The organism is Neisseria bacilliformis, assembly GCF_014055025.1.
Classification (GTDB): Bacteria; Pseudomonadota; Gammaproteobacteria; order Burkholderiales; family Neisseriaceae; genus Neisseria; species Neisseria bacilliformis.
Map to the genome: position 1 here is coordinate 1,520,540 of NZ_CP059571.1, position 13,167 is coordinate 1,533,706.

Here is a 13,167-nt window from a genome sequence, read left to right on the forward strand (position 1 = left end):
AGCACCATGAATCCTGATAATTTTAATATTGAGTTGATCTGGAAAGAAATTGATAGCGGTTTTGGAGAAGGTGATAGTGATGATGAAATCAGGAAAGCTATCCTTGCAAAGATCCCTGATGTAGATATATCGCAGGTAAATAGCATGCTAAAAAATGCAAGACAACTTCGAGAAGAATTTATTAATGCACGATTCGATCAACCAAGTATGTAAATTGTAGGTTGGATACTTGTATCCAACATTTGAGGATTTTCAGACGGCCTCAAAGGCTACCTGAAAAGGCCGTCTGAAAACCAGCTTACGGCTGCCACCATTCAGCTAAAACTAATTTAAATTGAAGCAAGCCGTAGCCTGCATACAAAGAGACAGCAGCCGTAGGGTGTGTGGCTTTGCCACGCACGCGGTTTAACCCCTTTTCAGACGACCTTACCCGTTTAAAGGCTACCTGAAAAAAGCCGCCTGAAAGCGCAGCTTCAGCGCAGCCAAAACCGCAAACCCACCACTGCCGTCATTTCCGCGCAAAGGAAACCACCATGACCACCCCATCCCCATCCGCCTCCCAACCCATCAATGTCGGCATCATCGGCCTCAGCGCGGGCGGCGGCTGGGCATCGATGGCGCACTACCCCTCACTCTCCCGCCTGCCCGAACTGTTCGCCATCAAAGGCCTCACCGCCGGCAGCCCCGCTTCTGCCAAACTCGCCGCCGAAAAATACCGCGTGCCGTTTTACAGCGACAACCCCGCCGAACTCGCCGCCCGCGACGACATCGGCCTCATCGTCGTCGCCGTCAGCCTCCCCCAACACCAAGCCCTTATCGAACAAATCGTCCCCTACGGCAAAGCCATCTACTGCGAATGGCCGCTCGGCACCACGCCCGAACAGTCCCGCACCCTGCAACAAACCGCCGAAAAATACGGCTGCCGCACCTTCATCGGCCTGCAAGCCCTCACCTCCCCCTACGTGCGCAAAATCAAAGCCCTGCTCGACGACCCCGCCGCCGGCCGCCTGCTCAGCTGCACCGTGCGAGGCAGCGATCCGACACGCGGCTTCATCGTCGATCCGCGCTATCTCTATGCCCAGCAGCAGGAAAACGGCGTCAACACCCTCACCATCCCGTTCGCCCACATGCTCGCTGCCCTCAACCTGCTGACCGGCCGCCCGCCCCTCGAACGCGCCCTCACCGCCTGCCTCCACCCCCAAGTGCGCCGCAAAGACAACGGCCAAACCCTCCGCCGCACCGCCACCGACCACGTCCTCTACCAAGCCCGCCACACCAACGGCGCGCTCACAGACGTGGTTTACCTCGGCGGCGGCAGCGGGCTGGCCATGCAAATCGAATGCGAACACCTCAGCCTCGTCATCACCGCCAACAGCGGCCACATCCAATACGAACCGCTCACCATCGAAATCATCCGCGAAGGCCAAAGCCAAACCCTGCCGCCCCACAGCACCCCCGCCGAATGCCTGGTCGAAACCTATCGCGCCGTGTGGCACGACCTGCACCACGGCACACACACCGTCCCCGACTTTGCCTACGCCGCCGAACACCAGCAGCGCGTGTTCGATTTGGCGGCAAATCCGCAGCCGTAGGGAGTGCGGCTTTGCCACGCACGCGGTTTAACCCGTTTTCAGACGGCCTCACCCGTTTAAAGGCTACCTGAAAAGGCCGTCTGAAAGCGCAGCTTCGGCGCACCAAAACCCGCCAACCCGTTTTCAGGTAGCCTCCCCCACCCATACAGAGAGACCCACCATGTCCTGCGAACACCTCGTCATGCAATACAGCACATTCAGCAAACAGAAAAACGACGCGCTCAAAGAGCCGATGTTTTTCGGCCAGCCGGTCAACGTCGCCCGCTACGACCAGCAGAAATTTGAAGTGTTTGAAAAGCTGATTGAAAAACAGCTTTCCTTCTTCTGGCGGCCGGAAGAAATCGACGTATCGCGCGACCGCATCGACTACGCCAATCTGCCCGAGCATGAAAAACACATTTTCATCAGCAACTTAAAATACCAAACCCTGCTCGATTCCATTCAAGGCCGCAGCCCCAATGTCGCGCTGCTGCCCTTGGTGTCGATTCCCGAATTGGAAACATGGATTGAAACGTGGAGCTTTTCCGAAACCATCCACTCGCGCAGCTACACCCACATCATCCGCAACATCGTCAACGACCCGTCTGTCGTGTTCGACGACATCGTGCAAAACGAATACATCATCGCCCGCGCCGAAGACATCGCCTGCTACTACGACGATTTGATCGAATACACCCAGTATTACAACCTCTTGGGCGAGGGCGTGCACCAGGTCGGCGGCAAAACCGTGGTCGTGAAACTGCGCGAATTGAAGAAGAAACTCTATCTCTGCCTGATGTGCGTGAACGTGCTCGAAGCCATCCGTTTTTACGTTTCCTTCGCCTGCTCGTTTGCCTTTGCCGAGCGCGAGCTGATGGAGGGCAACGCCAAAATCATCAAACTCATCGCCCGCGACGAAGCCCTGCACCTCACCAGCACGCAGCATATGCTCAACCTGATGCGCGCCGGTGCCGACGATCCTGAAATGGCGGAAATCGCCGTCGAATTGCAGGACGAATGTTTCAAACTCTTCAAAAAAGCGGCGGAGCAGGAAAAAGAATGGGCTGCCTATCTGTTTAAAGACGGTTCGATGATCGGCCTGAACAAAGACATTTTGTGCCAATACGTCGAATACATCACCAACCACCGCATGATCGCCGTCGGCCTCGACCCCGCCTTCCCCGCCTCCAACCAAAACCCAATCCCGTGGATCAACGCCTGGCTCTCGTCCGACAATGTGCAGGTCGCCCCGCAGGAAGTGGAAATCTCCTCCTACCTCATCGGCCAAATCGACGCCGAAATCGATGCGGATGATTTGGACGGGTTTGAGTTGTGAATGCCAAACAAGACAAGAGGCCGTCTGAAAAACTATTTTGCAGCTTTTCAGACGGCTTTTTCATGCCATTTGAAAATGTGCACCGACGGGGACGGCCGCCGCTAAGGTAAGGTGTGTGGCGCAGCCACGCACGCGGTCTCGGCTTGACAGAGAACGCGTGCGCCGCCTTGGGGCGACACCCTACGCCACCCCGTCCCGCCGTTATTCCCGCGCCGCCGAAATCCGCAGGTCGGGCATTTATGCCCGACCGGACACCGTCGGCAACCAAACAACGTCGGGCATAAATGCCCGACCTACCCACCCGCCACACCCTGCGGCAGGTTCGGCATTACATTAAAGAAGGCCGTCTGAAAACCGTAAAACGATTTTTCAGACGGCCTTTTAACGCCATGCGATGCGGTTCGAAGCGTCGTTACACGATGCCCTGCGCCAGCATCGCGTCGGCCACTTTTTTGAAACCGGCGATGTTCGCGCCGTTGACGTAATTGGTGTAGCCGTTTTCCGTACCGTTGGCCACGCAGTTTTCGTGGATGTTTGCCATGATGTCGAACAGGCGTTTGTCCACTTCCTCACGCGTCCAAGAGAGGCGGATGTGGTTTTGGCTCATTTCCAAACCCGAGGTGGCGACGCCGCCTGCGTTGGAGGCTTTGCCCGGCGCATAGAGGATTTTCGCTTTCAGGAAGGCTTCGACGGCTTCAAGCGTAGAGGGCATATTTGCGCCTTCGGCCACGCACTGCACGCCGTTGGCCAGCAGGGTGGCGGCGTCTTTGCCGTCCAATTCGTTTTGGGTGGCGCACGGCAGGGCGATGTCGCACTTCACGCCCCACGGTTTCTGCCCTTCGAAATACTGCAAACCCTGCTCCTGCGCATAGGTTTTCACGCGCTCGCGGCGCACTTCTTTCAATTCGATCAGCGCGGCCAGCTGCGCTTCGGTCATGCCGCTGTCGGGGAAGAGCACGAAGCCGTTGGAATCGGACACGGTGAGCACTTTCGCGCCGAACTGGATGGCTTTTTCGCAGGCGTATTGCGCGACGTTGCCGCTGCCGGAAATCACAACGCGTTTGCCTTCAAAGCCGTCGCCCTTGGTTTGCAGCATGGATTGGGCGAAATAGACCGTGCCGTAGCCGGTGGCTTCGGGGCGGATCAGGCTGCCGCCCCAGGTGAGGCCTTTGCCGGTGAGCACGGAGGTGAACTCGTTGCGCAGTTTTTTGTACTGGCCGAACAGGAAACCGATTTCGCGGCCGCCCACGCCGATGTCGCCTGCGGGCACGTCGGTGTCCGCGCCGATGTGGCGGTAGAGTTCGCTCATAAAGGCCTGGCAGAAGCGCATCACTTCGCCGTCGGATTTGCCTTTGGGGTCGAAGTCCGAACCGCCTTTGCCGCCGCCCATCGGCAGCGTGGTGAGCGCGTTTTTGAAGACTTGTTCGAAGGCCAGGAATTTGAGCACGCCCAAATCGACGGTAGGATGGAAGCGCAGGCCGCCTTTGTAGGGGCCGATGGCGGAACTCATCTGCACGCGGTAGCCCCGGTTTACTTGAACCCGCCCTTGGTCGTCCACCCACGACACGCGGAACATAATCACGCGCTCGGGTTCGACGATGCGTTCCAGCAGGCCGTCGCGGGTGTAGCGCGGGTTTTTGTCCAAAAACGGTTTCAGGCTGCCGAACACTTCTTCCACCGCCTGATGGAAAACGCTCTGATTCGGGTCGCGCTGCTTGATGGTTTGGAACAGGGTGTTGATGTCGCTCATGGTTTTTTCCTTTGTGAAGTATTGCAAACAGATTGCAGGCGCAGTCTAGCAATAATTGTCTACAATCTTCAACCGTTTTTTTATCCGAAACCTGCCTTCAAGGCCGTCTGAAAATGCAAAATTGTTTACAATCTTCCGGAAAACGCTTTTCAGACGGCCTCTGCGCCCTTGCGCAGACACCCCCACGCAGACGCAGGCGGATGCCCTGCCCTTTTCAGACGGCCTTTACACCGATTTGCCTTTTTCCCGCATACGGGATACATTGCGCCGCCTGTTCCGCCGCCAAACCCGCCATGCCCGCCGCCTACCGCCTGTTCGACACCGTCCGCACGCTGGAAGACATCCCCGACGTATCCGGCCAAACCCTGCCCGCCGGCAGCGTCGGCGCGATTGTCGAAATCTTCCACCGCCCCGAACCGGCGTTTATAGTGGAATTCGAGGCAGACCGCGACTTGGATCTGCCCATCCTCAAAGCAAACCAAATCGCCCCCGCCGCACCCGTTCCCGCCGACGGCCGCCAACGGCAAAAGGCCGTCTGAAAGCACAGCTTCGGCGCAGCCAAACACGGCTCGCCCATATTTACGGAAAACCAAACCATACAAACCATTTCCCCCGACTTCCAAATCCGCTGCCCCACTTCCCACTGCACCGGCTGGGTATGCTTCATCGAAGACGAAGACGCGCCCTTCTTCGGCTGCGGCGAATGCGGCGGCACATGGGACAGCAAAGCGCAACTTGATGCCGACATCGGCAAAATCGCCGCCAAACACCCCCACCGCTGCGCCGTCTATATCCAAACCGAAAACGCCGGCTGGCAGAGTGCCCCCTTCGACAAAGAACCGGCCGACTACTGCGAACGCGTCGAAGAAGAACCCTGGGGCTGTTGACACCGCCCCGCCCGTTTTTCGGAAAGCCCAACCCAACCCCAAACCACAAGGAAACCCGCAATGTCCTCATCCCGTTCCGTCCTCACCGTTATCGGCAAAGACCGCATCGGCATCGTTTACGACGTGTCCAAACTCTTGGCCGAACACCAAATCAACATCCTCAACATCAGCCAGCAGCTGATGGACGACTACTTCACCATGATCATCCTCATCGACACCGCCAAATGCCCGCAAAGCCGCGAAGAAATGCTCGAAATCTTCGCCCAAGCGGGCAAACGCCTCGCGCTGGACATCCGCATGCAGAACGAAGAACTCTTCAACGCCATGCACCGCATCTGAAACGTTTTCAGACGGCCTTTTGCCCCGCCGCGCGCAGGCAAAAGGCCGTCTGAAAAATACCGCCATGGACAACATCCTCGACGTTCGAAACCTCAACGCCTTTTTCGGCCGCAGCCAAGTGCTGCACGACATCGGCTTTGCCGTCGCGCGCGGCAGCAAAACCGCGATTGTCGGCGAAAGCGGCAGCGGCAAAACCGTGCTGGCGCAGGGCATCATGCGCCTCAATCCCGCCGTGTCGAAGGCCGTCTGAAAAATACCGCCATGGACAACATCCTCGACGTTCGAAACCTCAACGCCTTTTTCGGCCGCAGCCAAGTGCTGCACGACATCGGCTTTGCCGTCGCGCGCGGCAGCAAAACCGCGATTGTCGGCGAAAGCGGCAGCGGCAAAACCGTGCTGGCGCAGGGCATCATGCGCCTCAATCCCGCCGTGTCGCTGGCAGGCCGTCTGAATTTCAACGGCCAAAACCTGCTCGGCCTGCCGCCGCGCGGCTTGCAGAAACTGCGCGGGCGCAGAATCGGCATGGTGTTCCAAGAGCCGATGACCGCGCTCAACCCCGTGATGACGGTGGGCGCGCAGATTGCCGAAGTGCTCACCCTGCATCTGGGGCTGGACAAAAAACAGGCGTGGGAAAAAGCCGTGTCGCTGCTGGCGCAAACCGGCATCCGCGAGCCGCAGCGGCAGGCCGCCGCCTACCCCTTCCAACTCTCCGGCGGCCAGCGGCAGCGCGCCATGATTGCAATGGCGGCGGCGGCCGAACCCGAGCTGCTGATTGCCGACGAACCCACCACCGCGCTCGATGTCGCCGTGCAGGCGCAGATACTCGATCTGCTCGCCGGCCTGCAACAAACGCGCAACATGACCCTGCTCTACATCACCCACGACCTGAATCTGGTGCGCCGCTTTGCCGACAACATCATCGTCATGCGCCACGGCCGCATCGTCGAACAGGGCGCGGCGCATGAGGTTTTCAGACGGCCGCAACACGAATACACCAAAATGCTGCTCGATGCCGCGCCGCCGCGCAGCGTCGTCCCCCTGCCGGACACAAGCCCCACGGTATTGCAGACCGAAGGCATCGGCGTGTCGGTGCGGCAAAAAACCGGCTGGTTCTCCGAGCGCGAAAAAGTGCTGCTGCACCCCTTGTCGTTCGAGCTGAAAGCGGGCGAAACGCTGGGCGTGATCGGCGAGAGCGGCAGCGGCAAAACCACGCTGGCCAAGGCACTGATGCGGCTGGTGGCGGCGAAAGGCCGTCTGAAAATCCACAATCGGGATTGGACGGAACAATCGCGCCGCGCCATCCAAATGGTGTTCCAAGACCCGTTTTCCGCCTTCAACCCGCGCATGGACGCCGCCGACCTCGTTTCCGAACCGCTGCGCATCCACGCGCCGCAGCTGGACAAAGCCGAACGCCGCCGCCGCGCCGCAAAAGCCATCGAAGAAGTCGGCCTGAGTGCCGACGCCGCCTGCCGCTACCCGCACGAATTTTCCGGCGGACAACGGCAGCGGCTGGCACTTGCCCGCGCCGTCATCGCGCAGCCCGAAATCCTCGTCCTCGACGAACCCACCAGCGCGCTCGACGTGCAGTGGCAGCGACAGATACTCGCCCTGCTCGCCGACTTACAGCGGCGGCACGGCCTCAGCCTCATCCTTATCAGCCACGACCTCGCCGTCATCCGCGCCCTCGCCCACCGCGTCATCGTGCTGAAAAACGGCCAAGTGGTCGAAACCGGCGAATGCGAAACCGTGTTCGCCAAGCCGCAGCACGAATACACCCGCGAACTGGCTGCGCACGCCGCCGCCCATAGCGCAGAGGCCGTCTGAAATGCCCAAACCCCACCAAATCATCGAACGCCACTGGCAACACCCGCGCCTGCCGCTCACCCTGCTGCTGTGGCCGCTTTCGCGCGTTTTTCAGACGGCCTCCTTTCTACGCCGCCGCCTCTACCGAACAGGCCGTCTGAAAAGCGAAAAACTGCCCGTGCCCGTCGTCGTCGTCGGCAACATCCATGCGGGCGGCACGGGCAAAACGCCGATTGTCGCCGCGCTGGTCAAAGGTTTGCAGGCGCAGGGGCTGAAAACCGGCATCGTCAGCCGGGGCTATGGGCGGCAGGACGGCGGCGTGCGCGTGTTGGGCGCAGGCGATACGGCGGCGCAGGCGGGCGACGAGCCGCTGATGCTGCTGCGCCAAACCTCCGCCCCCGCAGCCGTCGGCCGCCGCCGCGCCGAAGCCACCCGCGCCCTGCTGGCCGCGCATCCCGATTTGGACGTGATCGTCGCCGACGACGGCCTGCAACACTACGCGCTGGCGCGGGACATCGAAATCGCCGTCTTCCCCGCCGCCGATTTGGGGCGGACAAACCTCGATCTGCTGCCCAACGGCGGCCTGCGCGAGCCGGTATCGCGCCTGAAAAGCGCGGATTTCGTCATCGTCAGCGGCGGCACGGATGCCGCTTCCGCCGCCGCGCAACTCGGCCTGCCGCCGGAAAAAGTGTTTTTTTCCACACTGGAAAACGGCGCAGTCTACCGCCTCTCCCGCCCCGCCGAAACCTGGGACGCAGGCCGTCTGAAAAACACAAAAACCGCCGCCCTCGCCGGCATCGCCCGCCCCGAACGTTTCTTCCAAAGCCTGCGCGATGCGGGCATCCGCCCCGGGCAAACCGTCGCCCTGCCCGACCACGCCCGCCTCACCGCCGCCGACCTGCCCGAGGCCGAAGCGGTGTTCATTACCGAAAAAGACGCGGTGAAACTTGCAGCCGCCCCCGTTCCCGAAAATGTGTGGGTACTGCCCGTTCGTGCGATAATCCGCCCCGATTTGGCCGCAGAGCTTGCAGGCCGTCTGAAAACCTTGTCTGCCCAAAAAAAAGGATGAAACATGAAGATTCTCACCGCCGCCCTGCTCTGCTGCGCCTGCACCGCCGCCTTCGCCGCCCCGCCCACCGACGCGTCGCTGGAAAAACTGATGCGGGTGCAGCACATCGACGATATGTGGCAAGACATGTCCGCCACCATCCCCGACATGGCCAAGCAGATCATCGCCGACAACGGCGCAATGCGGGCCACGCTGGAAAACGTGCCCGAAAGCAAAAAAGCGCGCTTTGCCCAAATCACCGAACAATTCCTGCGCGACACCGCCGCCGATACCGCCACGCCCGAGTTCAGAGGCCGTCTGAAAAAAATCGTGATGCAGGAAATGAAAACGACCTACACGCAGGAAGAAGTGGGCGCCATGACCGCCTTCTTCGACACGCCCGTCGGCCAGTCGCTTATCCGGAAACAGGCTGCCTTCACCAGAAAAATCATGCCTGCCGTCATCAAAGAAACGCAGGCTCTTACCGAAAAACGCACCCGCGCCTACATCCGCGAACTCGAACGCCTCGCCTGCGAACCCGCCAAACCGCAAAAATCCCAAAAATCAAAATAAGGAAGCCGCAATGGAACAAAAATACTTCGACATCCTCGTCTGCCCCGTAACCAAAGGCCGCCTCGAATACCGCCGCGACAAGCAGGAACTGTGGAGCCGCCAGGCCAAACTCGCCTACCCCATCAAAGACGGCATCCCCCACATGCTCGAAAACGAAGCCCGCGCATTGAGCGAAGAGGAACTGGCCTCATGAGCTTCACCGTCATCATCCCCGCCCGCCTCGCATCCAGCCGCCTGCCGCGCAAAGCCCTCGCCGACATCGGCGGCAAACCGATGGTGGTGCGCGTGGCCGAACGCGCCGCGCAAAGCCGTGCCTCGCGCATCGTCGTCGCCACCGATTCCGCCGAAATCCAAGCCGCCTGCCAATCGCACGGCATCGAAGCCGTGCTCACCGCCGAGTCCCACGAAAGCGGCACCAACCGCCTGGCCGAAGCCGCTGACCTCCTCGGCCTCGCCCCCGAAGCCGTCGTCGTCAACGTGCAGGGCGACGAGCCGCTCATCGATCCCGAACTCGTCAACCGCACCGCCGCCGCCCTCGCCGCAGGCAACGCGCCGATGGCCACCGCCGCCCACGAAATCCGCGATTTCGACGAATTTCTTAATCCCAACGTCGTCAAAGTCGTCGTCGGCGCGCAGCAAAACGCCCTCTATTTCAGCCGCGCCCCCGTCCCCTACCCGCGCGACACCATGCGGCAGAACCTGCGCGAACTGCCGCAGCCCCTGCCCCTGCGCCACATCGGCCTCTACGCCTACCGCGCCGGCTTCCTGCGCGAATACGCCGCCCTGTCCCCCTCCCCGCTCGAACAGGCCGAATCGCTCGAACAACTGCGCGTGCTCTGGCACGGTCGCGCCATCGCCCTCGTCCGCACCGACACCGCCCCCGCCCCCGCCCCCGGCGTGGACACACAGGAAGACCTCGACCGCGTCCGCCGCCTTTTTCAGACGGCCTGATGACCTCTTTATCACCTAAGGCAGGGTGTGTGGCGCAGCCACGCACGCGGTCTTTGTTGCACAGCCATCCCGCAACCACCCCTTCGGCAACAAAAGGCCGTCTGAAAACCCACAATCCAGTTTTCAGACGGCCTTTTGCCGTTAGGATAGAGTGCGCGGCACAGTTGCGGGATTTGCGGACTGCGGGCATTTGTTGCAGAGCCGGTATCCGGTAGGTCGGGCATTCATGCCCGACCTGTTTTAGTTGCCGACGGTCAGTCGGGCATGAATGCCCGACCTACTACGCTGCATTTTCAGACGGCCTCTTACCGCTAAGGCAGGGTGTGTGGCTTGCCACGCACGCGGTTGCTGTGCAGCAGGCAGGTTGGGTTGCAAACCCAACATCTCCGATTACCCGACCATATTGGGTCAAGACCCAACCTGCGCTCACCCAAACATCGGAGGCCGTCCCCGCCTGCTCGGGGATGACGTTTCTGAAAATGCCCAAAACCCGTTTTCAGACGGCCTCTGCGTTTTCCTTTACAATGCCGCCCTTTCTTCCACCCGATCCCATCCGCATGAGCCAAGAAACCCCTTCCGTCCTTTCCGAAAACGACACCCTCATCCTCGGGCAATACGCCGAACGCGCCTATCTCGAATACGCCATGAGCGTGGTTAAAGGCCGTGCACTGCCCGAAGTTTCCGATGGCCAGAAGCCCGTGCAGCGGCGCATCCTCTACGCCATGCGCGACATGGGGCTGACGGCGGGTGCGAAGCCCGTGAAGTCTGCCCGCGTGGTGGGCGAGATTTTGGGCAAATACCACCCGCACGGCGACAGCTCGGCCTATGAAGCGATGGTACGCATGGCGCAGGATTTCACGCTGCGCTACCCCTTAATCGACGGCATCGGCAACTTCGGCTCGCGCGACGGCGACGGCGCGGCGGCGATGCGCTACACCGAAGCGCGGCTCACGCCGATTGCCGAGCTGCTGCTTTCGGAAATCCATCAGGGCACGGTGGATTTTGTGCCCAACTACGACGGCGCGTTTGAAGAACCCGCCATGCTGCCCGCGCGGCTGCCGATGGTTTTGCTCAACGGCGCGTCGGGCATCGCGGTGGGCATGGCCACGGAAATTCCGCCGCACAATCTGGGCGAAGTTACCCAAGCCGCGATTGCACTTTTGAAAAAGCCGCATTTGGAAACGGCTGATCTAATGGAATTTATCCCCGCGCCCGATTTTGCCGGCGGCGGGCAGATCATCACGCCGGCGGCGGATTTGCGCCAGATTTACGAAACCGGCAAAGGCAGCGTGCGCGTGAGGGCGCGTTACGAAATCGAGCGGCTCGCACGCGGCCAGTGGCGCGTGATTGTTACCGAGCTGCCGCCCAACACCAACGCCGCGAAAATCCTCGCCGAAATCGAAGAACAAACCAACCCCAAACCCAAAGCGGGCAAAAAACAGCTCAACCAAGACCAGCTCAACACCAAAAAGCTGATGCTCGATTTGATCGACCGCGTGCGCGACGAATCCGACGGCGAACACCCCGTGCGCCTCGTGTTCGAACCCAAATCCAGCCGCACCGACACCGACGCGTTCATCAACACGCTGATGGCGCAAACCTCGCTCGAAGGCAATGTGCTGATGAATCTGGTGATGATGGGTTTGGACAACCGCCCCGCGCAGAAAAACCTGAAAACCATTTTGCAGGAATGGCTGGATTTCCGCGTTGTTACCGTTACACGTCGTCTGAAATTCCGCCTCTCGCAGGTGGAAAAACGGCTGCACATTCTCGAAGGCCGTCTGAAAGTCTTTTTGCACATCGACGAAGTGATTAAGGTGATCCGCGAGTCGGACGATCCGAAAACCGACCTGATGGCAGCGTTCGGCCTCACCGAAATCCAAGCCGAAGACATTCTCGAAATCCGCCTGCGCCAGCTCGCCCGCCTCGAAGGCTTCAAACTCGAAAAAGAATTGAACGAACTGCGCGAAGAGCAAGGCCGTCTGAACATTCTGCTCGGCGACGAAAACGAAAAGAAAAAGCTCATCATCAAAGAAATGCAGGCCGACATGAAGCAATACGGCGACGAACGCCGCACGCTGGTGGAAGAAGCCGGCCGCGCCGTGCTCACGCAGACCACTGCCGACGAGCCCGTTACCCTGATTCTGTCGGAAAAAGGCTGGATACGCAGCCGGGCGGGCCACAACCTCGATTTGAGCCAAACCGCCTTTAAAGAGGGCGATCGCCTCAAACAAACCCTCGAAGGCCGCACCGTGCAGCCTGTGATCATCCTCGACACACTGGGGCGCACCTACACGCTCGATGCCGCCGAAATCCCCGGCGGGCGCGGCGACGGTGTGCCCGTGTCGTCTTTAATCGAGTTACAAAACGGCGCGAAACCTGCCGCCATGCTCACCGGCGTGCCCGAGCAGCACTATCTTTTGGCCGGCAGCGGCGGCTACGGCTTTATCGCCAAACTCGCCGACATGGTCAGCCGCAACAAAAACGGCAAAGTGCTGATGACGCTCGACGCAGGCGAAACCGTGCTGCCGCCCGTGCCCGTTTACGCCTCGTCGCTCATCAATCCCGACTGCAAAGTGGTGCTGGCCGACAGCGGCAACCGCCTGCTGGCCTTCCCGCTGGGCGAATTAAAAGTGATGCCCAAAGGGCGCGGTTTGCAGCTCACCCCGCTTTCAGACGACCTCCGCCTCGAACACATCGCCGTCGTTTCCACGCCCGAGTTTATTGTGGAATCGGTGGGCAAACGCGGCGCGGCGCATCAGGAAAAACTGCGCATCCAAGACATCGCGGGCAAACGCAGCAGAAAAGGCAAAGTTTTAGAGCTTTCAGGCCGTCTGAAAAACATCAGGGGCGCGGATTGAACAAGAGGCCGTCTGAAAACCCGCAATGCGTGTTTTCAGACGGCCTCA

12 protein-coding genes and 1 pseudogene are annotated in these 13,167 nt (G+C 60.3%); 12 read left to right on the top strand and 1 reads right to left on the bottom strand.

Annotated elements, in window-relative coordinates:
- Positions 1–6 precede the first annotated feature (6 nt).
- The 3 genes from H3L91_RS07450 (at position 7) to nrdB (ending at position 2,907) form a co-directional block, all read left to right on the top strand.
- Positions 7–213 (top strand): hypothetical protein, encoded by a 207-nt coding sequence (locus H3L91_RS07450; protein WP_007343082.1) that lies wholly within the window; start codon positions 7–9, stop codon positions 211–213.
- A gap of 320 nt (positions 214–533) precedes the next feature.
- Positions 534–1,592: a Gfo/Idh/MocA family protein gene (locus H3L91_RS07455; RefSeq protein WP_007343083.1), complete on the top strand. Its 1,059-nt coding sequence runs from the start codon at positions 534–536 to the stop codon at positions 1,590–1,592.
- A gap of 181 nt (positions 1,593–1,773) precedes the next feature.
- Positions 1,774–2,907: a class Ia ribonucleoside-diphosphate reductase subunit beta gene (gene nrdB, locus H3L91_RS07460; protein ID WP_081458614.1), complete on the top strand. Its 1,134-nt coding sequence runs from the start codon at positions 1,774–1,776 to the stop codon at positions 2,905–2,907.
- Between the two features lie 412 nt (positions 2,908–3,319).
- Here nrdB and gdhA read toward each other — a convergent pair whose 3' ends face one another.
- Positions 3,320–4,657, bottom strand: coding sequence for an NADP-specific glutamate dehydrogenase (gdhA, locus tag H3L91_RS07465; protein ID WP_040658965.1), 1,338 nt, complete (start codon positions 4,655–4,657; stop codon positions 3,320–3,322).
- 293 nt (positions 4,658–4,950) lie between these two features.
- Here gdhA and H3L91_RS07470 point away from each other — a divergent pair, with 293 nt between their 5' ends.
- From H3L91_RS07470 to parC, 9 genes and pseudogenes are all read left to right on the top strand, one after another.
- A complete protein-coding gene (locus tag H3L91_RS07470; RefSeq protein ID WP_040658967.1) occupies positions 4,951–5,196 on the top strand; it encodes a DUF4926 domain-containing protein in 246 nt (81 codons plus the stop codon).
- A gap of 408 nt (positions 5,197–5,604) precedes the next feature.
- A complete protein-coding gene (locus H3L91_RS07475; RefSeq protein WP_007343088.1) occupies positions 5,605–5,883 on the top strand; it encodes an ACT domain-containing protein in 279 nt (92 codons plus the stop codon).
- A 64-nt stretch (positions 5,884–5,947) separates the two neighbouring features.
- Positions 5,948–6,121 (top strand): annotated as a pseudogene (locus H3L91_RS07480) (ATP-binding cassette domain-containing protein); the annotation flags it as partial.
- Between the two features lie 23 nt (positions 6,122–6,144).
- The gene (locus tag H3L91_RS07485) at positions 6,145–7,707 is read left to right on the top strand and encodes an ABC transporter ATP-binding protein (protein ID WP_007343090.1); all 1,563 of its coding nucleotides are present in this window, start codon (positions 6,145–6,147) and stop codon (positions 7,705–7,707) included.
- 1 nt (position 7,708) lies between these two features.
- Positions 7,709–8,755, top strand: coding sequence for a tetraacyldisaccharide 4'-kinase (lpxK, locus tag H3L91_RS07490; RefSeq protein WP_007343091.1), 1,047 nt, complete (start codon positions 7,709–7,711; stop codon positions 8,753–8,755).
- 3 nt (positions 8,756–8,758) lie between these two features.
- Entirely contained in the window at positions 8,759–9,307 is a 549-nt protein-coding gene (locus H3L91_RS07495; protein ID WP_007343092.1) for a DUF2059 domain-containing protein, read from the top strand.
- A 10-nt stretch (positions 9,308–9,317) separates the two neighbouring features.
- Entirely contained in the window at positions 9,318–9,500 is a 183-nt protein-coding gene (locus H3L91_RS07500; RefSeq protein WP_007343093.1) for a Trm112 family protein, read from the top strand.
- A complete protein-coding gene (kdsB, locus tag H3L91_RS07505; protein ID WP_007343094.1) occupies positions 9,497–10,258 on the top strand; it encodes a 3-deoxy-manno-octulosonate cytidylyltransferase in 762 nt (253 codons plus the stop codon). Before H3L91_RS07500 ends, kdsB begins: the two co-directional genes overlap by 4 nt.
- A gap of 557 nt (positions 10,259–10,815) precedes the next feature.
- Entirely contained in the window at positions 10,816–13,119 is a 2,304-nt protein-coding gene (parC, locus tag H3L91_RS07510; RefSeq protein ID WP_040659551.1) for a DNA topoisomerase IV subunit A, read from the top strand.
- The last annotated feature ends 48 nt before the right edge of the window (positions 13,120–13,167 follow it).